The sequence below is a fragment of the Enterobacter cloacae complex sp. SHL021 genome, assembly GCF_049237765.1.
Classification (GTDB): Bacteria; Pseudomonadota; Gammaproteobacteria; order Enterobacterales; family Enterobacteriaceae; genus Enterobacter; species Enterobacter cloacae.
On the sequence record NZ_JBMKJG010000003.1, the window covers coordinates 171,642 to 194,468 of the forward strand.

The 22,827-nt window shown below is 55.3% G+C and carries 23 protein-coding genes; 6 read left to right on the top strand and 17 right to left on the bottom strand.

The window, feature by feature from the left end; all coding sequences use genetic code 11:
• Window positions 1-36: 36 nt before the first annotated feature.
• Window positions 37-1,212, top strand: a complete 1,176-nt coding sequence (araJ, locus tag ACOTZF_RS04345) for an MFS transporter AraJ (protein WP_129251724.1) — start codon at window positions 37-39, stop codon at window positions 1,210-1,212.
• A 61-nt stretch (window positions 1,213-1,273) separates the two neighbouring features.
• Here araJ and adhP read toward each other — a convergent pair whose 3' ends face one another.
• The 6 genes from adhP to ACOTZF_RS04375 all read right to left on the bottom strand — a co-directional run bounded on the left by adhP (window position 1,274) and on the right by ACOTZF_RS04375 (window position 7,924).
• Window positions 1,274-2,284: an alcohol dehydrogenase AdhP gene (adhP, locus tag ACOTZF_RS04350; RefSeq protein WP_013096530.1), complete on the bottom strand. Its 1,011-nt coding sequence runs from the start codon at window positions 2,282-2,284 to the stop codon at window positions 1,274-1,276.
• Between the two features lie 195 nt (window positions 2,285-2,479).
• Window positions 2,480-4,189: an ABC-F family ATP-binding cassette domain-containing protein gene (locus ACOTZF_RS04355; RefSeq protein ID WP_129317635.1), complete on the bottom strand. Its 1,710-nt coding sequence runs from the start codon at window positions 4,187-4,189 to the stop codon at window positions 2,480-2,482.
• A 326-nt stretch (window positions 4,190-4,515) separates the two neighbouring features.
• On the bottom strand, window positions 4,516-6,213 hold the full coding sequence (locus ACOTZF_RS04360; RefSeq protein ID WP_129251721.1) for an NAD-dependent malic enzyme: 1,698 nt from the start codon (window positions 6,211-6,213) through the stop codon (window positions 4,516-4,518).
• Window positions 6,214-6,391: 178 nt separating this feature from the next.
• Window positions 6,392-6,529 carry a stationary-phase-induced ribosome-associated protein gene (gene sra / locus ACOTZF_RS04365; RefSeq protein WP_013096533.1) on the bottom strand — a complete coding sequence of 46 codons (138 nt, stop codon included), beginning with the start codon at window positions 6,527-6,529 and terminating at the stop codon, window positions 6,392-6,394.
• 95 nt (window positions 6,530-6,624) lie between these two features.
• Entirely contained in the window at window positions 6,625-6,840 is a 216-nt protein-coding gene (gene bdm / locus ACOTZF_RS04370) for a biofilm-dependent modulation protein (protein ID WP_129251720.1), read from the bottom strand.
• A gap of 232 nt (window positions 6,841-7,072) precedes the next feature.
• Entirely contained in the window at window positions 7,073-7,924 is an 852-nt protein-coding gene (locus tag ACOTZF_RS04375) for a Vmh family MBL fold metallo-hydrolase (RefSeq protein ID WP_129251719.1), read from the bottom strand.
• Window positions 7,925-8,035: 111 nt separating this feature from the next.
• Here ACOTZF_RS04375 and ACOTZF_RS04380 point away from each other — a divergent pair, with 111 nt between their 5' ends.
• Both ACOTZF_RS04380 and ACOTZF_RS04385 read left to right on the top strand, forming a co-directional pair.
• Window positions 8,036-8,929, top strand: coding sequence for a LysR family transcriptional regulator (locus tag ACOTZF_RS04380; RefSeq protein WP_013096536.1), 894 nt, complete (start codon window positions 8,036-8,038; stop codon window positions 8,927-8,929).
• A gap of 81 nt (window positions 8,930-9,010) precedes the next feature.
• The gene (locus ACOTZF_RS04385; RefSeq protein ID WP_020690322.1) at window positions 9,011-9,439 is read left to right on the top strand and encodes an OsmC family protein; all 429 of its coding nucleotides are present in this window, start codon (window positions 9,011-9,013) and stop codon (window positions 9,437-9,439) included.
• Between the two features lie 23 nt (window positions 9,440-9,462).
• Here the strand turns inward: ACOTZF_RS04385 and ACOTZF_RS04390 are convergent, their stop codons facing one another.
• Window positions 9,463-10,368, bottom strand: coding sequence for a LysR family transcriptional regulator (locus tag ACOTZF_RS04390; RefSeq protein WP_045903017.1), 906 nt, complete (start codon window positions 10,366-10,368; stop codon window positions 9,463-9,465).
• Window positions 10,369-10,502: 134 nt separating this feature from the next.
• Here ACOTZF_RS04390 and ACOTZF_RS04395 point away from each other — a divergent pair, with 134 nt between their 5' ends.
• Window positions 10,503-11,252, top strand: a complete 750-nt coding sequence (locus tag ACOTZF_RS04395) for an SDR family NAD(P)-dependent oxidoreductase (protein ID WP_029883329.1) — start codon at window positions 10,503-10,505, stop codon at window positions 11,250-11,252.
• Here ACOTZF_RS04395 and ACOTZF_RS04400 read toward each other — a convergent pair.
• From ACOTZF_RS04400 to ACOTZF_RS04445, 10 genes are all read right to left on the bottom strand, one after another.
• Window positions 11,249-12,178, bottom strand: a complete 930-nt coding sequence (locus ACOTZF_RS04400; protein WP_038981790.1) for an ABC transporter ATP-binding protein — start codon at window positions 12,176-12,178, stop codon at window positions 11,249-11,251. The two genes, ACOTZF_RS04395 and ACOTZF_RS04400, sit on opposite strands and share 4 nt — an antisense overlap.
• Window positions 12,171-13,157 carry an ABC transporter ATP-binding protein gene (locus tag ACOTZF_RS04405; RefSeq protein WP_013096541.1) on the bottom strand — a complete coding sequence of 329 codons (987 nt, stop codon included), beginning with the start codon at window positions 13,155-13,157 and terminating at the stop codon, window positions 12,171-12,173. Before ACOTZF_RS04405 ends, ACOTZF_RS04400 begins: the two co-directional genes overlap by 8 nt.
• Window positions 13,154-14,050 (bottom strand): D,D-dipeptide ABC transporter permease, encoded by an 897-nt coding sequence (gene ddpC / locus ACOTZF_RS04410; protein WP_129317634.1) that lies wholly within the window; start codon window positions 14,048-14,050, stop codon window positions 13,154-13,156. Before ddpC ends, ACOTZF_RS04405 begins: the two co-directional genes overlap by 4 nt.
• Window positions 14,047-15,069: an ABC transporter permease gene (locus tag ACOTZF_RS04415; protein WP_013096543.1), complete on the bottom strand. Its 1,023-nt coding sequence runs from the start codon at window positions 15,067-15,069 to the stop codon at window positions 14,047-14,049. Before ACOTZF_RS04415 ends, ddpC begins: the two co-directional genes overlap by 4 nt.
• Before the next feature lie 22 nt (window positions 15,070-15,091).
• The gene (locus ACOTZF_RS04420; RefSeq protein ID WP_023619646.1) at window positions 15,092-16,624 is read right to left on the bottom strand and encodes an ABC transporter substrate-binding protein; all 1,533 of its coding nucleotides are present in this window, start codon (window positions 16,622-16,624) and stop codon (window positions 15,092-15,094) included.
• 15 nt (window positions 16,625-16,639) lie between these two features.
• Window positions 16,640-17,215: a D-alanyl-D-alanine dipeptidase gene (gene ddpX, locus ACOTZF_RS04425; protein WP_129251717.1), complete on the bottom strand. Its 576-nt coding sequence runs from the start codon at window positions 17,213-17,215 to the stop codon at window positions 16,640-16,642.
• Window positions 17,216-17,227: 12 nt separating this feature from the next.
• The gene (locus ACOTZF_RS04430; protein ID WP_013096546.1) at window positions 17,228-18,082 is read right to left on the bottom strand and encodes a MurR/RpiR family transcriptional regulator; all 855 of its coding nucleotides are present in this window, start codon (window positions 18,080-18,082) and stop codon (window positions 17,228-17,230) included.
• 292 nt (window positions 18,083-18,374) lie between these two features.
• The gene (locus ACOTZF_RS04435; RefSeq protein ID WP_029883324.1) at window positions 18,375-18,797 is read right to left on the bottom strand and encodes a hypothetical protein; all 423 of its coding nucleotides are present in this window, start codon (window positions 18,795-18,797) and stop codon (window positions 18,375-18,377) included.
• A complete protein-coding gene (locus ACOTZF_RS04440; RefSeq protein ID WP_072200382.1) occupies window positions 18,775-19,197 on the bottom strand; it encodes a polymorphic toxin type 44 domain-containing protein in 423 nt (140 codons plus the stop codon). Before ACOTZF_RS04440 ends, ACOTZF_RS04435 begins: the two co-directional genes overlap by 23 nt.
• A gap of 2 nt (window positions 19,198-19,199) precedes the next feature.
• The gene (locus tag ACOTZF_RS04445) at window positions 19,200-19,682 is read right to left on the bottom strand and encodes an Hcp family type VI secretion system effector (protein WP_129251716.1); all 483 of its coding nucleotides are present in this window, start codon (window positions 19,680-19,682) and stop codon (window positions 19,200-19,202) included.
• A gap of 298 nt (window positions 19,683-19,980) precedes the next feature.
• On the opposite strand from ACOTZF_RS04445, the gene ACOTZF_RS04450 reads away from it, so the two are divergent.
• Window positions 19,981-21,465, top strand: a complete 1,485-nt coding sequence (locus ACOTZF_RS04450; RefSeq protein WP_129251715.1) for an alpha/beta hydrolase — start codon at window positions 19,981-19,983, stop codon at window positions 21,463-21,465.
• A gap of 90 nt (window positions 21,466-21,555) precedes the next feature.
• The gene (locus tag ACOTZF_RS04455) at window positions 21,556-22,767 is read left to right on the top strand and encodes a diguanylate phosphodiesterase (protein ID WP_129251878.1); all 1,212 of its coding nucleotides are present in this window, start codon (window positions 21,556-21,558) and stop codon (window positions 22,765-22,767) included.
• The last annotated feature ends 60 nt before the right edge of the window (window positions 22,768-22,827 follow it).

Consider the following 22,827-nt stretch of genomic DNA (forward strand, 5'->3'; position numbering starts at 1 on the left):
TAATGCCCGCTGCGAATTTTCACTCGTGGTTGTGGTATGAAAAAGACAATTTTCTCGTTAGCCCTTAGCACGTTTGGCCTGGGCATGGCTGAATTTGGCATTATGGGTGTCCTGACGGAACTGGCGCATGATACCGGTATTTCCATTCCCTCCGCCGGAAATATGATTTCGTTTTACGCCTTTGGCGTGGTGATTGGCGCGCCGATTGTGGCGCTGTTTTCCAGTAAGTTCTCGTTAAAAACCACGCTACTGTTTCTGGTTGCCCTGTGTGCGGTGGGCAACGCGATGTTTACCTTTTCCACATCCTATTTTTGGCTGGCTGCAGGGCGCTTAATCTCGGGGTTCCCGCACGGCGCAATTTTCGGTGTGGGGGCGATTATCCTCTCGAAAATAGCGCCACCGGGTAAGGTGACGGTGGCCGTGGCGGGGATGATCGCCGGGATGACCGTGGCGAATCTGGTGGGGGTTCCGTTTGGAACCTGGCTGGGGCATACATTCAACTGGCGTTATACCTTTTTCCTGATAGCCCTGTTTGACGCGCTGGTGATCCTCTCGGTGCTGGTGTGGGTACCAAACCTTCATGACGCATCAGAAATAAAACTCACCGAGCAGTTTCACTTCCTGAAAAAACCGGAACCGTGGCTGATCTTCGCCGCCACCATGTTTGGCAACGCTGGCGTTTTTGCGTGGTTCAGTTTTGTGAAGCCGTTTATGGTCAATGTCACTGGCTTCTCCGAGGGGCTGATGACGATCATCATGATGTTAATGGGCCTCGGCATGGTGCTGGGTAACCTGCTGAGCGGGAAACTATCGGGTCGTTTCAGCCCGCTGCGTATTGCTGCCACCACCGATATGGTGATTGTCGCCTCACTGTTATTGCTTTTCGCCTTTGGCGAACAGAAAACCGCGTCGCTGGTGATGGGGTTCATCTGCTGTGCCGGGCTGTTCGCACTCTCTGCACCACTGCAAATTCTGCTGCTGCAAAATGCGAAAGGAGGGGAAATGCTTGGTGCCGCAGGCGGACAGATGGCCTTTAACCTGGGCAGTGCGATTGGTGCTTATTTTGGCGGGATGATGATTACGCTCGGTTTTAGCTGGAGCTATGTCACGCTACCGGCGGCGATATTATCCTTCCTGGCGATGAGCGCGCTGCTGGTGTATGGCTATCTGCGCGCCCGGCGGGCTCAGTCTGATGCTCGTGCGCTGGCCTGAGTGCCGGAATGTGGTCATAAAAAACCGCCCCATAAACGGAGCGGTTAGCGGGAACGGACCGTTACGAGCGTAAATCAATCACCATGCGGCCGCGGATCTGGCCCTGTTCCATCTCTTTGAAGATGGCATTGATATCTTCCAGCGGGCGCATCGTCACTTTTGGCACCACTTTGCCTTCGGCTGCAAACTGGAACGCTTCCTGCAGATCCTGACGGGTACCAACCAGCGAGCCGACCACCTGGATACCGTCCAGCACCAGACGGGGGATATCAAGGCTCATGGCTTCCGGCGGCAGGCCAACGGCCACCACGCGGCCACCGGCACGCACCGCGTCCACCGCCGAGTTAAACGCTGCTTTCGCGACCGCCGTTACCACAGCCGCATGCGCGCCGCCGGTTTTTTCCTGCACGATTTTAGCGGCATCTTCGCTGCGGGAGTTGATGGTTAAATCCGCCCCCATGCTTGCAGCCAGCTTCAGCTGTTCGTCGTTAACGTCAAGGGCAATGACTTTGGCGTTGAAGACGTTTTTCGCATACTGCAGCGCGAGGTTACCCAGTCCGCCCAGGCCGTAGATCGCAATCCACTGGCCCGGCTTGATATGGGAGACTTTTACCGCTTTGTAAGTGGTGACGCCGGCACAGGTTATGCTGCTGGCCGCAGCGGAATCCAGCCCGTCAGGCACTTTTACCGCGTAATCCGCGGTGACAATGCACTCTTCAGCCATGCCGCCATCAACGGAATAACCGGCGTTTTTCACATCGCGGCACAGGGTTTCGTTGCCGGTATTACAGTATTCACAGTGGCCGCAGCCCTCAAAGAACCACGCGACGCTTGCACGGTCGCCGACTTTCAGTGACGTCACGCCAGGCCCAACTTCTTTCACGATCCCAATCCCTTCGTGGCCCAGGATCACACCGGTTTTATCACCGAAATCGCCATTTTTGACATGGAGGTCAGTATGGCAAACGCCACAGCACTCCATTTTGAGCAGGGCTTCGCCGTGCTTCAGTGGGCGTAAGGTTTTTTCGGTAACATTGACCTGATGATCCTGTGTAACAACAGCAGCCTTCATAGGTTTCTCCTTGTTTTTGATGGGTATGTGTATCGCAGGGGAATACTACTTAAGGATTAATAGTTTAGAGGAGTTATGCAAGGCGGCGGCAACATAATGTCACCAATTGATGCGATTTCAGATTAAGAATACAGCGATCCTCTAATAATTAGGGGGGAATTCACTGGCCCGGCGAGTAGCTCGCCGGGCACAGATCTACAGTTTTGCTTCTATCACCTCAATCTCTTTGCGCCATTGCACCTGCAGATGTGGTTTCTGATGCTTAGGCTTACGCGCCAGGTCTTCTGCGAGTAGCGTTTCCAGCGCGATCAGCCTTTCAAGCAGATCGTCCGAGGCTTGCGCTTTAACATCCGCGACTGCGGGTGACGCCGACGACGCCATCAGGCCTGTGCGTTCACGCAGCCGTTCGAACACCGCTTCGGCGTCTTGCCATTCGCTCAGCAAACCGTCCTCAATCAGCCAGAAGCGATTGCAGCTTTGGGCGATCAGCTGCCGGTCATGGCTGACCAGCAGCACTCCGCCGTCAAACTGTTGCAGGGTAGTGGCCAGCGCCTCTTTGCCTTCCATGTCCAGATGGTTGGTAGGCTCATCCAGCATCAGCAGGCTATAACGGGCAAGCGTCAGGCCGACAAACAGCAGGCGCGAACGCTCCCCGCCGCTGAGGGTGCTGACCTTTTGCCCGTGACGCGCCCACGGGAACCCGGCGCTGATAAGCGCCATCTTGCGATCCTGTGGCGCTGGCGCAAAAGGCTCAAGCGCGTCGAAGATCGTTGCCTCATCCGGAAGCTGATTCAGCGTCTGGTCGTAATAGCCTGGCGACACGCGAGGATGGAGTTTTAGCCCAGCCTCTGACGGTTCACCTGAGAAATGCCGCCAGATGAGCTTCATCAGCGATGATTTGCCGCAGCCGTTACGCCCGACGATAGCCACGCGATCGCCACTTTTAAGCCGCGCAATGTCGACATGAAATAGATCGGGCAACCCAGGTGCAGGCGGTACGCCGAGGTTTTCCATCTCCAGCAGTCGGTCCGCCCGCAGGGCATCACCACGCAGGGTTAACGTCCACGGACTGCCTGCCGTGAGCTCTGTCTGGCTCTCCTTTAGCCGCTCGACCTGTTTTTCCATCTGTTTGGCTTTGCGGGCCAGATCTTCGTTATCGTAGACCTTGCCCCAGGTGGCCAGCCGTCTGGCACTGGCGGTTACGCGGTCGATCTCCTTTTGCTCCGCCTTATGCCGAAGCGCATCGCTTTCGTCTTTCGCCACCAGCGCCTGGCGCGCGGCGGTGCAGGGAAGGGCGAAGTAGTGCAACATCTTATCGCGCAGGATCCAGCTGCCGTTGGTGACGGCATCCAGCAACTGCCTGTCGTGCGAGACCAGTACAAAGCTGCCGGACCAGTTCTGTAAAAACTGCTCCAGCCAGAGCATGGTAGGCAAATCGAGGTGGTTGCTCGGCTCGTCCAGCAGTAACAGATCCGGCTCGCCGATCAACGCCCGCGCGAGCAGGAGACGCGTGTGTTGCCCGCCGCTCAGCGTCGCCGACGTTAAGGCCATGTCCTGCGGCGTAAAGCCCATACCTGCCAGCAGCGTTTCTGCTTTCCAGCGCAGGCTCTCGCGCTCAGTCGTGGGCAGTTGCGCCAGTACGGCGTCCAGCATGGTCAGGGGATAAATGGCTTCTGGCAGATGTTGCTCAACGCGCGCCATCAGACAGTGTCCGGACAGCGCGACGCTTCCGGCAGCAGGAGAGTCTGTGCCGTCCAGCACCTTCAGCAGCGTACTTTTGCCGCAGCCGTTGTCGCCCAGCAGGCCAATGCGGTCGCCTTTTTTCAGCGTAAAGGAGAGGGAGTCGAAGAGCGTGCCAAACGCCGTATCAACACGTAAAGATTGTGCAGTGAGTAAAGTGCTCATTGTTGCTTACCCAAGAGTTACAGGCATGTTTATGCCTCGTCAAACATCGCTGACGATAACTCAGTAAGCCCGAGAGAAGGGATTTCAGGGGTTGGTGTCTTCGCTCAAGCAGAAGTTATCGCAGCACGATACCGATAACGCTTGAGCTGGTGCGATCACCAAATGCATGTGAAACATTGAAAATTTCACAGTACAGCATAATTGGCCTCCTTATATATTCAGTGGGTTAATGGATGAAAGGAGTGTAGCGGGGGAAAGGCGGTTTGGCTAGGGGGGCGAATGTAATTCCCTCTCCCGGTGGGAGAGGGAACGGTCGGAACACAGTGTTAGATCGAAGTACGACGGTAGCTGCGGTATTCCGGCATCCAGAAGTTGTCGTCGATGGCCTGCTGCAGCGCGTCAGCAGAGGTTTTCACCGCCACACCCTGCTGCTGGGCCATTTTCCCGACCGCGAACGCAATTGCACGCGACACCTTGTGAATGTCTTTCAGCTCTGGCAGCACCAGTCCTTCGCCATCGTTCACCAGCGGCGAGTGGCCCGCCAGGGTTTCGCTTGCCGACATCAGCATCTCATCGGTAATGCGCGACGCGCCGGAGGCGATCACACCCAGACCAATGCCCGGGAAAATGTAGGAGTTGTTGCACTGGGCAATAGGATAGGTTTTGTCCTTCCACACCACCGGATCGAACGGGCTGCCGGTTGCGACCAGCGCGTTCCCTTCGGTCCAGGCAATGATGTCCTGCGGCGTTGCTTCCACGCGCGAGGTCGGGTTGGAGAGCGGCATCACGATAGGGCGTTCGCAGTACTTGTGCATCTCACGAATGATCTCTTCGGTAAACAGCCCCGTCTGACCGGAGACGCCAATCAGGATATCCGGCTTCACGTTGCGCACTACGTCCAGCAGAGAGAGCACTTCGTTGTCGGTGTCCCAGTTCTTCAGATTCTCACGTTTCTGCACCAGCTTGGTCTGGAAGGGCAGCAGGTTTGGCATGCCGTCGGTCAGCAGGCCGAAACGGTCGACCATGAACACGCGGGAGCGCGCCAGCTCTTCGCTTAGCCCTTCACGCTGCGTCTGGGCGATAATCTGCTCGGCGATACCACAACCCGCAGAGCCTGCGCCCAGGAAGACAATTTTCTGATAGCTCAGTTGGCTGCCTGCCGCGCGACTGGCGGCAATCAGCGTGCCGACGGTGACCGCGGCGGTGCCCTGAATATCATCGTTAAAAGAGCAGATTTCATCGCGATAGCGGTTCAGCAACGGCATCGCGTTTTTCTGCGCGAAGTCTTCAAACTGCAGCAGCACGTCCGGCCAGCGATGCTTGACCGCCTGGATGAAATCATCAACAAACTGATAATACTCGTCGTCGGTAATACGCGGATGACGCCAGCCCATATACAGCGGGTCGTTAAGCAACTGCTGGTTGTTGGTGCCCACATCCAGCACCACCGGCAGGGTATACGCCGGGCTGATGCCGCCGCAGGCGGTATACAGAGAGAGCTTACCGATTGGGATCCCCATGCCGCCAATACCCTGGTCACCGAGACCCAGAATACGTTCGCCATCGGTCACCACGATCACTTTGATATTGTGGTTCGGCACGTTCTGCAGAATATCGTCCATGTTGTGGCGGTTCTGATAAGAGATAAAGACGCCACGGGAGCGACGGTAGATCTCTGAGAAGCGTTCACAGGCGGCACCCACCGTTGGGGTGTAGATCACCGGCATCATCTCTTCGAGATGATTTTGTACCAGACGATAGAAGAGGGTTTCGTTGGTATCCTGAATGTTGCGCAGGTAAATATGTTTGTCGATTTCGGTTTTGAAACCCTGATACTGGATCCACGCGCGCTCTGCCTGTTCTTCAATGGTTTCCACCACTTCTGGCAGCAAACCGAGCAGGTTGAAGCTGCTGCGCTCTTCCATGCTGAAGGCGCTACCTTTGTTGAGCAGGGGGAATTCGAGTAATACCGGGCCGGCATAAGGGATATATAGGGAACGATGTTTTTTCAGTTTGTTGTCCATGTCACTCACTCTTTTTTTGAAGATCCGTCCCTGACACTGCTGTTTGTCATCTTTCTGGCCTGTGCGATGGGGTGCGGTCAGGCGGTATTATAAAGGAGCTAAATATTAATTACCGCAACACATAAACAAAAACACCATCGGTTTTGCCGATGGTGTTGAGGATCTCTCTCCTGGGAACTTACTTGCCCGCGTGGCGTTTTCTGCCGGTGGCGTGAGTGACCTGTGTTTCACTGTCGCCTTCAATCACCACTTTACGTTGGTTAGAAAGCTTGTAGTTCAGTCCCAGTATATGGCGTGCCTGACGGTTCGATTTCATGTTAACTCCTCAATCCTGTTGATAGTTTTAAGGACCAGTTCGCTTACGCAAACGAAATGTAACCCCTTAGGTTGCAGATCCAGCTTAGCAGGTTTTTACAAAGGTGCGTTTTGCCCGCTGACGACGTAGTTAATGGTCTGCTGGTAGATGTCACTGAGGATGTCATTGTCTGTGGTTTCCACCCACTTGGTCAGTTCCATCAAAATGTCATCTTCAGTCACAGCACCATGCTCGGCGTGAAGACCCTGTGCAATCGCGTTAACGAGTTCAGGTTGTGCTGCTGCAGTATTGGCCGGGTAATAAGTAAACATGCTGCCTCCGTGTCGTTGTCTGTTTAATGGTACGGCTCGCAAAAAATTTAATTCACAAACAGAATGGCAAATATTTTGGCCGCTGTGTCTAAGATTCATCTTAGAAATAAAAATGACATAAGTGCATGCTTTTATGCGCTTTTAGAGTGGGAGGATATATTGAGGGTTTGCCGCGAGGATATTTTGCAGGTGCTCCTGCTATCATTGAAATATAGCAGGAGCAGATTTTACATTACCACTTCATTTCGCCAGTATTCACTTTGGCGCTTAATTCCAGCGAGCTCTCTTCAGCCAGACCCGGATACTGTTTTTTCATGGCGTTGATCACGCCTGTCGATGTTTTATGTTCTGACAACGCCTGTTCGAAGTGCTGGAGATAATCACGGGTAAAGTCGATAGCACCGCTGCCTGCCGGTGGTGTTCCCAGATAGTGACCCGGGATCACGCGTTCAGGCTTATGTGCCGCCATGCTTTCCAGCGTCTGTTGCCACTGCTTGCGGCTGGCTGGCGTCTGGGTGTCTGCCGTCCAGACGTGGATACCCCAGGCGACACCGGTACCACCGAGGATAGTTTTAGCCGAAGGGATCCAGACATAGGCGGCGTAGCTTTCTGGCTGCTCGATATCAATCTTCTCGCCGTCCACCATGAAGGTAGTGGATGCCAGCACCTGCGGAACGATAAGTTCGGTTGGCGCACCGTCTTTCATCTGCGGTCCCCAGAAGGCAAGCTTGGCGTCTTTGGTGGCCTTGATATGGTCAACCACCTGCTGTGTGGCCACCACTTTGGCATTCGGGAAGGCTTTCACCAGCGGTTGCAGACCAAAATAGAAATCCGGATCGCCAGAGGTAATGACGATTTTGTTCAGGGTTTTCCCGCTTTTGCGAATTTTGTCGACCAGCGCTTCGCCATCTTTGACGCTGAACTGGGCGTCAAACAGCACGGCCTCTTTTGGACCAGAGACCAGCGTGGAGGAGACCGCAAACATCCCTTTGTCCTGCGGGTTATAGGTATCAATGGTTAATGGCGCAGCAAACACCGCGGGCGTGATAAGTATGGAGAGCAGTGCAAGGTGAGTGAATTTCATTCTGATGTCTCTGTTGTTCAGGAAAGTCTTTATTGTACGGATATTCGCATTTGCCAGAATTCCTGAAACAAGACATGCTTTGTTTCATAAATCGAGCAAATGGGGTGTTATATGGATCGCGTTATTGCCGCTCAGGTCTATAACCGGATATGCGAGCTGGGAAGCCTGAGTGCAGCGGCCCGGGCGTTGGGTATCTCCCGTCCGATGGTGAGCCGCTATCTTGAGCAAATGGAGAAGTGGGCCGGTACGCGGCTGGTAAACCGCTCAACGCGCAAGCTGACGCTGACGGCGGCCGGAGAGAAGGTGCTGCTAAAAACGCGAACGCTGTCCCAGCTGTCGCAGGAAATTGAGGGCCAGTCGGAGAAAGATCTCCCTTCAGGCACGCTACGGGTGGCCTGCGCCCATTTTACCGCCATGCATCTGATTGCCCCGGTGCTGCCCGGCTTGCTTTCGCGCTACCCGCAGCTGCGCATTGAGCTGGATGTGAACAACCATCCGGTGAGTCTGGTAGGGGAACGCATTGATGTGGCGATCCGCATCACGGATAACCCAGAACCCGGGATGATCGCCCGCAGGCTTGGGGAGTGCCGTTCCGTGCTGTGCGCGTCGCCGCAGTATCTTGCAACCCACGGCACGCCAGAGCAGGTGGAGGAGTTAGCGCAGCACAACTGTCTGCACTACAGCTTTTTCGCCGGTCAGGCGTGGCACTTCCTGACGCCGGAAGGGGAAAACGTCAGCGTCGCCGTGAGCGGCAACCTCAGCGCCAGCATCTCGTCATTGTTGATGGAGGCGGCGGTGAAGCATTGCGGCATTGCCATGCTGCCGGAGCAGGAAGCACATGCCGCGATTGAACAGGGCACGCTGGTCCCGGTGCTGAGCAGCCTGACGCCCAAAGCGTTAGCCATTCACGGTATTTATCAGTCCCGGGAGTATCAGCCCGCAGCGTTGCGCGTGTTTCTTGATGAGATAGCGCACCATCTGTCAGGCGACGCGCAGCGGGAATAGGTTACAGAATTATCTGTGTTCCAGGGTGTGCCGAAACCATCGTCTATACTTATCCCTTTGTAAGCCAAAAGGAGAGCAAGAATGACGATTCATAAGCACGGTTCGGCACACTGGTCTGGTGATATCAAAAATGGCAAAGGGACGGTCTCAACGGAAAGTGGCGTCCTGAATCAACAACCTTACGGCTTTAACACCCGCTTCGAAGGCGCTAAAGGCACTAACCCGGAAGAGTTGATTGGCGCAGCTCACGCCGCCTGTTTCTCAATGGCGCTGTCGCTGATGATTGGTGAAGCGGGCTATACCGCAGATTCCATCGATACCACAGCGGATGTCTCGCTGGATAAAACCGATGGCGGCTTCGCAATCAGCAAAATTGCGCTAAACAGCAAGGTCACCGTACCGGGTATCGACCCGCAGAAATTCGACGGCATCATCCAGAAAGCGAAAGCAGGATGCCCGGTGTCGCAGGTACTGAAAGCGGAAATCACGCTGGACTATAAACTTAACTAAGCCTGAGCCGGGCGAAGGCCCGGCTATCCCTTCAGCGCAGCAGGAAAAACCGCTGCCAGCCATGCAATAAACGCCTTAAGCCGATGCGTCAGATGCCGGTTTTGCGGGTAAACCACGTGAAACGGATACGCCGCCGGGTGCCAGTCGCTTAAAATTTCTTGTAACGTACCCGCCTGAAGATATGTCTTTGCTGAATATGTAAACGTCTGAATGATGCCCAATCCTGCCACCGCCGCTGCCAGGTGCGCATTGCTTTCATTAACGCCGAGATAGTGCGAAATGCCGATCTCCTGCACCTCGCCGCCTTTTCTGAAGCGAAACGGAAAGGGTCGCCCGGTGACCGGGGAGAGATAGCTTATAAGTTTATGTCCGTTGCGCAACTCTTGCGGATAAGCCGGAACGCCGTGCTTTTTCAGATAGCCCGGCGTTGCGCAGGTCACCATGTCGGCGTCGCCCAGATGACGGGCGATAAGGGTGGAATCGTTCAGCGGACCGCCTCTGATCACACAATCCACGTTGCCGCTGATCAAATCAACAGGACGATCCGCCACGCCAAGATCGATGCGAATATCCGGGTAGCGCTGCATGAAATCCGGGAGCAGGGGGATGAGCACGTCGCGGGCAGTCGAACCGCCAATATCCACCCGCAGATGTCCTTTCGGTGTGGCGTGAGAGACGCGAAACGAGGTATCGATATCTTCGATATCAATGAGCACCCTGAGCGCTTTTTCATAATACTCCGCGCCTTCCGGCGTCGTGACCACCCGGCGGGTGGTACGGTGCAGCAGCCGTATTTCAAGATGCGCCTCAAGCGCTTTCACAAGCTTGCTCAGTGTGGCGATGGGCATGTTTAGCGAATCAGCCGCTCGGGTAAAGCTACCGGTTTCCACAACCCGCGTGAAGGCGCGCATCGCCATGAGCTGGTCCATCTTTTTCTCTCGATTATTTCTGTTTGTGAATAGTCATTTTCATTTTTGCTGGTTTTTCACTAATCCGGCAAGGGCTAATGTGTCTCCAGCGCAAGCAAAAACGCGCAACGCAAACCCAACAAAAGGTAAATGACATGAACACAACGCTCTTCGAAAAAATCGCACTGGTCACTGGCGGCAGCACCGGTATTGGTCTTGCCACGGCGCAGGAGCTGGCGGCTCAGGGCGCCAAAGTTTATATCACCGGTCGTCGACAGGCCGAGCTGGATGCCGCCGTCGCACAAATTGATTCCCGTGCGGTGGGTATTCGTGCCGACGTCTCACAACTCGCCGATCTGGATCGAGTCTATGCGCAGATAGCAAAAGAAGAAGGGCGTCTCGATATTTTGTTCGCCAATGCGGGTGGCGGAGATATGCTGCCGCTGGGAGCAATCACCGAGGAGCAGTTTGACCGTATTTTCGGCACAAACGTGCGCGGAGTGCTGTTTACAGTACAAAAAGCGCTGCCGCTGTTATCTGCCGGGTCGTCCATTATTCTGACCGGTTCAACGGTGTCGATAAAGGGAACGGCAAACTTTAGCGTCTACAGCGCCAGCAAAGCCGCCGTGCGCAACTTTGCCCGCTCCTGGGCGCTGGATCTGCAGGGCCGTGGGATCCGTATCAACGTGGTCAGTCCTGGCCCCGTCAAGACCCCGGGACTTGGCGAACTGGTGCCAGAAGAACATCGTCAGGGGCTGTACGATGCGCTGGCTGCACAGGTTCCGTTAGGACGTTTAGGTGCGCCGGGCGAGGTGGGGAAAGTGGTGGCGTTTCTGGCCTCTGACGCGGCCAGCTTTATTAACGCCACCGAGCTGTTTGTTGATGGTGGGATGGCGCAAATTTAATCCACATTACGCCAGCAGCGCACGCTACGGCCCTCGTGTGAAGGCTGTAGCGGCTGCGGGCGTTCACACCCCTGCGTGGCCTGCGGACAACGGTCGCGGAAATAGCACCCCACGGGCAGATGGCGGTTACCCGGGAGATCCGTTTTACGCAGCGCCAGGTTTTCATCCAGCGGCTCACCGGTTCTGGGAACGGAATCGAGCAGCAGCCGGGTGTAGGGATGACGCGGCGTAACCAGCACCTGTGCCGCCGTGCCCAGTTCGACAATCTGCCCCAGATACATCACCGCCACGCGATCGCTCATGTGCCTGACAACCGAGACGTTATGGGATATCAGCACATAGGTCAGATTGCGTTCCTGCTGCAGCTTCACCAGTAAATTGAGGATCTGCGCCTGTACGGAAATATCCAGCGCGCTGGTGGGCTCATCCAGCACGATGATGTCCGGGTCAGAGGAAAGAGCGCGGGCGATAGCAATACGCTGGCGCTGCCCGCCGGAAAAGGCGTGCGGCAGGCGGTCGAGATATTCCGGGCGGATACCGACCTGCTGCGCCAGGTTTTCAGCAAGCTGACGTCTTTCCCGTTCGCTGCTGCGTTTTTGCACCCACACCGGCTCGGTGATAATGCGCCAGACCGGCAGGCGCGGGTCAAGCGACGAGAGCGGATCCTGGAACACCATCTGCATACCGCCCGCGTGGTTTGTCCGTGCACACAGGCCGGCACTGGGTTTGAGCATCCCCATTAAAAGCTGCGCCAGCGTGCTTTTGCCACAGCCGGATTCGCCAACAATCCCCAGCGTTTCGCCGCGATGGATCTGAAGATCCAGCCCGTTAAGAGCATGCACCTGTTCCGTGACCCGCCCCAGCCAGTTTTTGCGTGCGGGAAAGTTAACGTGCACGCGATCCAGTTCCAGCAGTACGTCAGACATGGGTTTTCTCCTGTTGCGGATACCAGCAGGCCGCCCGCTGGCCTTCGGCCCCCTGAGGCAGTAAGCGCGGCGTTTCAGTGCATTTTACGCCCGCAGCAAAACAGCGCTCCCGAAAAGCACACCCGCGCGGAAGCTGGCTAAGATTGGGCACTGTACCGGGGATGGCAGGCAGCATCTCGCGCGGCTCGCCGTTTTCAGGCGCACACTGCAGCAGGCCGATGGAATAGGGATGAACGGGATGGTGGATCAGCGTTTGCGTGGTGCCGCTTTCAATCACGCTCCCGGCGTACATGACATACATCCGATCGCAGAGCTGTGAAACCACCGCCATATCGTGGCTGATGAACAGTACCGAGGTTCCGCTGGCCCGCGCTTTATGCTTCAGCAATCGCAGTACCTGTAGCTGGACGGTGACGTCCAGTGCGGTGGTCGGCTCATCGGCAATAATCAGTTCAGGCTCGCAGGAGAAGGCCAGCGCAATCATCACCCGCTGGCGCATGCCACCGGACAGCTCGAACGGATAACGTTCCATGACCTCCGCCGCATCCGGGATCTGCATCTCTTCCAGCAGGGTGATCGCTTTTTTCCCGGCATCACGCCGTGAAAGGGGCTGATGCTGGCGGATCACCTCCACCATCTGTTTGCCAATTCGTCGCGTTGGGTTCAGCGCTGTCATCGGCTCCTGAAAAATCATCGCCACTTTGGCACCGCGCCACTGGCGGAGCTGTTTTTCCGAAGCATTCAGGACATCTTCACCCAACAGTTTTACCTGCCCGCGATGGACCCGGTAACTGCCCTCCGGCAGCAGACGCATGGTCAGCATCGCCGTTACCGATTTTCCGGAGCCGGATTCGCCCACTACGCCAACAATCTCGCCGCGTTTGATCTCCAGCGATACGTGGTTCAGGGCGTGAACTTCACCGCGAAATATCGGGAAGCTCAGGTGTAAATCTTCAATGGTTAATACTGCTTCGCTCATGCCTGTTTTCCTCCCGATTTCGGATCCAGCAGGTCGCGAATGCCGTCACCAAATAGATTAAACCCGACGGCAGTGATCAGAATTGCCGCACCAGGAAAGGCGCAGTACCACCACTGGTCGAGCACATAGTTGCGGCCCACGGCCACCATCGCTCCCCATTCGGCGGTGGGCTGCTGTGCCCCAAGGCCGATAAAGCCCAGCGTGGCGGCCATCAGAATGGCGCTGCCAATATCCAGTGAGGCCTGCACGATCAGCGGTGGCAGGGCGTTACGCAGAATGTGCCAGCTGATCAAATGCCAGCGCGACGCGCCAAATGTACGGGCGGCCTGCACATAGGTAAACTGGCGCACCACCAGGGTTTGCCCGCGCGCCAGGCGAACGTAAAACGGGATACGCACAATCGCAATCGCCAGCATGGCGTTAAACAGACTCGGGCCAAGCGCCGCCGCCAGCGCCATGGTCAGTACCAGGGAGGGAATGGAGAGCATAATGTCCATCACCCGCATAATGATGGCATCGCCGCGACCGCCCAGCACGCCGGACAAACAGCCCAGCAGCGAGCCGATACTCCCGGCAATCACCACCACCGCCAGCCCGGCGGTAATGGATTGCTGGCTACCGACCAGCACGCGGCTGAACAGATCGCGTCCGACTTCATCGGTACCAAACCAGTGTTGCGCAGACGGGGCCTGCAACCGGGCAGTGAGATCCAGCGCGTTCGGATCATGGGGGACGATCCACGGTGAAGTTACCATCAGCAACAGCATCACCAGCATAATCACCCCGCCGATCAGCGTGAGCGGGCTTTGACGCAGCATCCAGAACAGCCCTGGCCAGTCGATGCCCGGTTTCGTTGCGTTTACGGGGACGGGCGTTTCCTCAGTCAACATCATTCGGCACCTCCGCGCCCGATACGAGGGTCAATCCACAGATAGAGCAGATCAACCACCAGATTGACGACCACATAGGCCAGTGAAACCACCACGGCGAAGCCCATGACGGCAGGGAAATCCAACGCCTGAATGGAGGTCACCACCCAGGCGCCCATGCCTGGCCAGGCAAAGACGGTTTCGGTCAGTACCGCACCATAAAGCAGATCGCCCAGCGCCAGCCCGAGTACGGTAATGGACGGGATCATCGCATTCGGCAGGGCATACCGCAGGACGATATACCAGCCCGGCAAGCCGCTGGCGCGGGCGGTGCGAATATAATCTTCGCTGAGCTGCTCCAGCATGGCGGAACGTACCTGACGCGCCACGATGCCAAGATGAACAAACGCCAGCGTCAGTGACGGTAAAATCAGGTGTTGCAGGGCGTTGAAAAAGACCTCGCCGTTACCCTCCAGCAGGGCATCCAGCAGATAAAAGCCCGTCACGTGGGCAGGCGGGTCGAGCCAGTCGTCCAGCCTGCCGCCGCCGGGCAGAAGCTGCAGATGGCCGTAGAACAAGACGATGACGCCCAGACCCAGCCAGAAGGCCGGTGTGGAGATCCCGGTCATCGCCATCAGCCGTACCAGATGATCCAGCCAGCGGTTACGGTAGACCGCCGATAAAATCCCCAGCGGAACGCCGATCACCAGCGCCAGCAGCAGGGAACAGAACGCCAGCTCCAGCGTGGCAGGGAAGAAGGCTTTTAAATCTTCCGCCACCGGCCGCCCGGTACGGATAGAGGTCCCTAAATCGCCGTGCGCCAGGGCGTCCACATAGCGGCCAAACTGGATATAGAGCGGCTGATCCAGTCCCAGTTGCTGGCGAATGTTTTGCACAATCTCGTCGCTGGCACGGTCACCGGCCAGCAGGCGGGCCGGATCGCCGGGGATCAGGTGTGAAATGATAAAGGTGATGATACAGACACCGGCTACTACCAGGATTAACCCCCAGCAGCGCTGGCGCACAATGCTCCAGAACGTCATACACTTTCCCCCGGCGAAACCGTTACTTGCTCATGGTGGCGATGTTGAACACCTGCTCGAGCATTGGATTAAAGGTGAAGCCTTTGACCTCTTTGTTCATTGCCAGCTGGTAATTCTTCTGGAACAGATAAACGTAGGCCGCTTCGTCAATCACAATCTTCTGCGCCTGCTGGTAATCGCGGGTGCGCTCCGCCTGGTCCGTGGTTTTCAGCGCCGCCTGCAGCAGGGAATCGACCTCTTTGTTCTCATAGAACGAGCGGTTGCCCGGCAGACCTTTTTTGTCCGACTCAAACCAGTAGTTCATGAACATGTACGGGTCGGCAAAGTCCGGGCTCCAGTTGCCAATGGCAATGTCATAGTCGCCTTTACCCACGCGGTCGCGCATGGTGGCGTTAGCCAGTTTTTCCAGCTTGACGTTGATACCGAGCTTGCCCAGGCTGGCCTGAGTGGAGAGGGCGATAGGCTCCCAGTTCGGGTCGTTGTCCGAGTAGAGGAACGTCAGGCTGGCCGGTTTATCTTTGACTTTCTCCAGCGCCGCTTTCGCTTTGGCCTCGTCAAAGCTGTACTGCATGGCGGTGGCGTCAAAGCCCCACATGCCATCCGGGATCGGGCCGCGCATCTGCTTGCCGTTACCGCTGAGAATGCCTTTCACCATTCCCTGATAATCGGTTGCCCAGGAGACGGCCCGGCGCAAATCCACCTGATTCAACGGTGCTTTGCTGTTGTTGAGATAGAGATAGGTCACGCGCAGGGACGGATACTCCGCCACGGCGACTTTGCCCTCCTGCTTGAGCGCAGAAAGCTGATCGACAGGCAGGGAGTCGGCAATATCCAGATCGCCACGGGAAAGCTGCAGGCGACGCGACGCGCTTTCACCGATAATTTTCACCGAGACGCGCTTAAAGTGGGGCTTATCACCCGCCCAGTGCGGGTTAGGCACCAGCACCAGCTGCTGACCTTTTTGCCAGCTCTTCAGCATAAATGGCCCGGAACCGGCGGTGTTCTGCGCCAGATAAGCTCGCGCGTCATCGGCGGCATTGGCCTTCAGTACGGCCGGGTTAATAATCGATGCACCGTCATTCGCCAGGGTATAGAGGAAGGGAGCAAACGGCTGGCTGAGGGTGAACTTCACCGTGTGGTCATCAACGGCGTCAATTTTGAGATCTTTCGGGAACGCTTCAGACGGCCCCTGGCTGAGCTTCAGCAGGCGCTCAAACGATAGTTTTACCGCTTCGGCGGTGACCGGCGTGCCGTCAGAGAATTTCGCGTTGTCCGTCAGGGTGAAGGTCCACTCTTTCTGATCCTCAGATGCCTTCCAGCCCGTGGACAGATCGCCTTCGACCTCCGTGGTACCAGGCTTGTACTTCACCAGACGCTGATAGGACGGATAGGTGACGGTCCAGTCGTTGTTATCAATGGTGATTGCCGGATCGAGGGTTTGCGGGTCGGCGGCTTTACCTATCACCAGCATGTCTTTCGGAACGGCGGCCTGCGCAGCAGGCATGCTCAGGGCCAGCGTGGCGGCGATAAGCGTCGTGAGAAGCGTTGTTTTCATGGCAGTGCTCCAGGTTTAAAGAGGGGTGTGCGTCAACGGAAAACAGGCGAAACGATCGTCAAGAAGGGGATAACTGGCGGCGTTTGGCAACTCGAAGTGCCACCATTCGCTGCCGATCCCCACAAAGCCGCCGCCAAACATGATGGCGTTAAGCAGCAGGCGGTTGCGCTGGGCGTGCGGCGGCACGGAGGGGTGATACGGATGAGAACGGTCATCCATCTCATCAAACCCGGCCCCCATATCCAGCACGTTGTTATGTTCATCCATCAGGGTGACGTCGATGGCCGTGCCGCGGCTGTGATTGGAGCCAATGGCCACATCCACCACATATTCCGGGTTCGGGCACGCATCCCACAGCTGCGCCTGGGCCTGCTGAGGGCGATAGGCGTCGTAGACCACCAGTTTCAGTCCGGCGAGCGTGGCGATGCCAATCGATTTCGCCAGCGCGGTGGCGGCATCGGTATGCAGCAAACACAGCGCCTCCTGATAAATGGGACGGCCAGTCAGGTTGTCGGCGGTGGCGTATTTCAGATCGATATGCAACTCAGGAAACATTCTGGCGACATCAATCATTTCACTCTCTTCGGGCATAGCTCCGCTCCTTTAGCGTTCGAATTGTCCAAACTCTTGTTGTAATTCACGGTTTATCGTCAGACGGTCTGCAAGCGCATCACCCAGCGCCTGGACCACGCCTGACAGCAGCAGGTTGAAAAGACAGCTCACAGGTGCCAGCGAATCCCAGAAGTGGCCGGTATCGGTTTTAACCTGCAATAAATCAATAGGGTAATCCCGCGCCCACGGACACCAGATATCGGTGATCAGGGCCATCGGAATACTTTTCTCACTTGCGACACGACAGTACTGCCGGGCAATGGCGGAATAGGCGCGGGTATCGGTCAGCACCACATAAGGGTGGTCAAAACCGGAGTTGAGCGATTCAACCCAACTGCCGGATAACCCCTCGGAGTAGCTCACGCGCGGGCGCAGGTATTCCAGGTGGCTGAAGAAGGCGTTGGCAATCCCGCGCGTTGACTGAATACCCAGCACAAACACCGCCTCAGCATGGGTGAGCTGATGGACGATTTGCTTAAAGACATCGGTTTGTGCCAGCTGATAAACATGGGTGATTGCATCCACCTCCAGCGAAAGGGAGTGCTGGAGGCGATCCGAGAGCGGACGCTGCTGTTGCCAGGAGTCCAGGCGTTCGTTCATTCCCCAGGGCTGATAAGGATCGCGCAGGCTTTTTTTGGCATCGTCCAGGTTGCGATACCCCAGCTTGCGCAGGAAGCGCCCGACGGTGATCCCGCTGGTGCCGGTAGTCAGCGCCACGCTCTCTGCCGTCTCAAACGGTATCAGCGCGGCGTGCGCCAGCATCCAGCTTGCCACACGCTTTTCGCTGGGCGTCAGCTGGCTGAAGGTGGCTTCGATACGGTTCAGCATTTCAGGTTTGGTGGTCATTACCGCCTCGTTGTTAACCGGCTGTCAATGGCCGGAATTCTGTTACCTGGTTAACAATGCATGACGCGTGCCATGTTCACATGACGGCGAAAAGCCGCTGTGCTGTAAATTTCATGCAATATTTGATTAACCAATGATCAACATTTGTGCAGCGTAGTTCACTTTTGGTGCAGTGTGTATGACGGTGAGCAAGAACTTTGAAGGGGCGCGCATTTGCGATCCTGAATCGCCCGTCGCCCGTGAGGAAAGTTTGTGATGTGGAGAAACAGAGATAATGATTTGCCAGGTTGCCCTATGGCCTGGCAACGAGATTTATACCTATGCGGTATAGGTTAGATTGAATACGATACTGCGCGGGACTTGAAAAATAATATATATCGCCTGTAATGTTGAGATAAATCTGCCCATTATCGACTTTACGTAAGGCGTTTGCGTCTCGTGTTTTCAGAAAGGGAGTATAATCATCCAGATGAGATATAAAGTCATTGTCTGACGTTTTATTATCAATCAGGTAATAATGGTAACCGAATGCTGTAGTCGCTCCAGCATCACTTTGCACAATATAAATATTTGCGGATTCATTTAAAGCTGTTTTCTTATATATGCTATATTCCACAGGAAATATCCACCGGGGGATCATATATATAATCCAAATCATCACGATAAGAATAACGCCTAATGCGTACCGTTTTTTAAAACCCCGTTCTTTTAGCATAATCAATACCTGCTCTTATCCAGACCTGATCCGCAGGATCATCTCCATAGGGTGCTGATTCATACCAGGTGCCAAATTTCTGTGGATCCCCGTTACCCGATCGACTTTGCGCCCATCCAGCCCCTCTTAACAATATTTGTTCAGAAATGCCTGCCGCAGTACCGACGGCACCGTAATTGAAATTACCATAATCGGCATACTGGCGTCCTGATAGTGATTTATAGTCCCACGGTCCATGTAGCCTTACCATCCCATAGAACCAGATGTAAGTCAGTGCTGATGGGCCTTTATGGAATCTTGCTATCATCATGTTGTTAACAATGGATGCGCCAGGGGGAACCAGCAAGGAGGTTGGATACGCAGGTGGTGTTGGATGAACGGGTATCGTTGGATAGCGCATAATTAACGCTCCGCCCAACTATCAGCAAACTGTAAATTTCCATCACAAAACTTCCACGTAATTTTATCGTACCGTAACTCAACCAGTTCCAGATGATTATGCTTTTCTTTGGTGGGATCTTTTATGTCGTGCATTAGCGGTGAAACCGAGACTACTTTCACGTTTTCAAGTGTCATATTGTAATATTCAACTTCCTGCCCCGCATCGTTTATCTTGTACCACTTAAATTCCGCAGTCTTAAGTGTTTGTCCGGTCGCTACTGCCTTCATGAGGTAAGGGGAGGACGAGTCAATTTCTTTCTGAAATAACAAAGGGGCATGTTGGCGAGTGCCCATTACTTTTCCGGTAAGTGCATCGGTAGGTAATCTCAGACTGTGTGTGAAACCGGTGATTTCAATGCTGCCTTCTCGATCCTGAACATCTACGCTTCCTTTTATTACAGTATTGCCATCATCTCGTATCCATAAATAAGCCGGTATAGCCATTGTTAAAACTCCATTTTCAAAAAAGAGATTATAAATATACGTAAATATCATCTTTTAGCATGCGGTTTAGTGTTATTTATTGTTAACCAAGATAATCAAGGTTGATGTATTTAATATTGGCATTTATTTAATTTATGAAGCAGGTGAATGAAGAAATAATGGATGTCGTATGGGCATACCTTACACAAGCGCTGATAAGCGCGACAAAAAAATCATTAGCAATAAATACAGTGAATACCTCAGCCCCTTCACATTTTTGATAAGATACAAACACAGTGACTAAGAGAAGGAACCCGGCATGGCGAATTTGCCCTGGCGTGTCAGCGTGCGCCTGATGGCTCTCGCAAAGAAAGTGGCGATGGTCATAGGGATTATCGTGGTTGTGCTGCTGGCAGTGCGGGTGTATCTCTCGCAGCAGGGGCCGGCGTTACATCTCTGGCATACCTGGCGTGCGGATGAAATGAGCGTAAGCGAGCTGGATAAGGCGAACTTTGCTGACTATCTCGACCGGGAAAAGGCCATCTTCACCGACCTGGATAACGCGGTCACGGCAAAAACGAAGGGGGAGGAGCGTACCGCCTTAAACCGCTACTACCGTCAGAGCCTGGTGTGGCCCGGAAAATTTACTCCGGATGCAAATCGCTCGTTTGTGCTGATGCCTGCCGGTAAACCGCGTGGTGCAGTGGTTTTACTGCACGGACTCACCGATTCGCCCTATAGCGTTAAGCACCTTGCCGTTGATTATCAGCAGCGCGGATATGTGGCCGTGGTGCCGCGCCTGCCCGGACACGGGACGGCACCAGGGGCGCTGACAAACGTTGACTGGGAGATGTGGCTGGCGGCGACGCGTCTTGCCGTGCGCGAAGCCACCCGCCTGGCGGGGGATAACGTTCCTTTGCATCTGGTGGGTTATTCCAACGGCGGGGCGCTGGCGATGAAATACACCCTGGACGCGCTGGAGTTGCCTTCGCTGCGAAAACCTCAGCAACTGGTGTTGTTGTCACCAATGATCGGCGTCACGGCGTTTGCCCGCTTTGCCGGATTCGCAGGCTTACCGGCACTGTTACCGGCGTTTGCGAAAGCGGCTTGGCTGAATATCGCGCCGGAGTATAACCCTTACAAATACAACTCTTTCCCGGTAAACGCGGCGCGTCAGTCGTGGCTGTTGACGAAGGCGCTGCAGGAGCAGATTGGCCGCGCTGCACAAAACCACACGCTGGATCGGTTGCCGCCTGTACTGGCCTTTCAGTCGGTGATGGATTCCACCGTCAGTACCCGTGCGGTTGTCACGGGGTTATTCGACCAGCTTCCGGCCAATGGCAGTGAACTGGTGGTGTTTGATATCAACCAGGCGGCGAGTTTCCGCCCGTTATTCCGGCCGTCGTCGTGGACGGCCCTCTCTGAGTTGTTGCCGTCTGCGCAAAGACGTTACAGTGTCACGATTGTTACCAACGCCAGTGCGGAGCGTTTCGCCACGGTCGCGAAGCACATCCCCGCAGGCAGCACAGAGGAGACCGTGGAGCCGCTGGCGCAGCAGTATCCGCCGGAGGTCTATTCGCTTTCGCATGTCGCCGTACCTTTCCCGCCTGATGACGATCTGTATGGCCGGCATCCTGCCGTGAAAAACCGCTATGGCATCAGCCTGGGCACCATTGCGTTGTGGGGAGAGACCTCCGTACTGAGCGTGGGTAAAGATGCCCTGATGCGGGTGACCTCAAATCCGTTTTACGACTACATGAAGATGCGGATCGACAACCGCATCGGGGCGGAGGAAAAAAGGTGATCCCTTAAGCCGCTAATTTATTAGGTAGCGCTGGTGAAGTATGTTAAACAGTACTTCCCCGGTGCCTCCCTTATTCTGGAACCCATTCCTGTGCTCACCACGCTGATTTATCGAAGCCAGTTACATTTATCCTGCCGGTCCGCGGAATTAAGCGCGCTGGTAGAACGAGCACGAAGCCGCAATGCCAAACTGAACATCACGGGTGTCCTGCTCTCGAACGGCTGTGACGTCCTGCAAATCCTTGAGGGCGCGGAAGAGAGCGTCGTGAAGCTGTTCCACAGAATTCGCGATGATGAGCGCCACAGTGGCGTCGTCGAACTGATGCGGGACTACGGCCCCCGCAGACGGTTTGATAATGTCGGCATGCTGCTGTTTGACCTGCAGGTCCAGTCCCCAAAAGAGGTGCTTGAGTCGGTTTTGCATTACAGCCAGCTGGAAAGCTATCTCATATCCGATGATCGGGTGTTCAAATTCATTCAGACCTTTATCACCGGAAAACATACCGGCCAGACGAGGAACCCGGTGGATGCGGGAAAATGGACGCTCGCATGTGAAAAAGCGCCCTTCGGTGAGGCCATGGGGTTGATAGCCGGTCAAATCTGTCAGTTTGCGCTGCAGCCGATAGTCGAGCCCTCGGAAGGGAAAATCAGTTCACTTGAAGCGCTTATTCGTGGCAACGATGGCGGGAGCCCGGAACATTTCTTCAAAACGTTCGATCAGGACAAGCTCTACGAAGTGGATCTGCAAACCAAAGCGTATGCCTTTGCGCTTGCGGAGAAACTGGGTATCGGCAGCCATAAAATTGCGGTGAATTTGCTTCCCATGTCGCTGGTCAAGGTGCCCGGGGCGGTCGAGTTTCTGGTGGAGCAAATCAGACAACACGGGCTTCAGCCGGAGCAGGTGGTCATAGAAGTGACTGAAAACGAGATGATTTCCGGCTTTAACAAGTTCAACAGCGCGATCAAACAGCTTCGGGGTGAAGGTATTGGCCTGGCGATCGATGATTTCGGCTCCGGGTATGCGGGGCTTTCACTGCTTACCCGCTTCCAGCCGGATAAAATCAAGATCGATCGGGAAATTGTCAGCAATATTCATCTCAGCGGCCCAAAACAGGCGATTGTCCGATCGATAGTGAGCTGCTGCACCGACCTTGAGATCACGCTGGTGGCGGAAGGCATTGAGAAGCTGGAGGAGTGGTGCTGGCTGGAATCCGCCGGTATTCGCCGTTTTCAGGGGTTTCTGTTTGCCCGGCCGCAGCTTAACGGGGTGGGCGATATTCACTGGCCACACCTGGTACGATAACCCTTTTTCCTTCCTGATTATTTCCCCTTTGGTCAGCCTGTGTTTAAATAGCTAAAACGG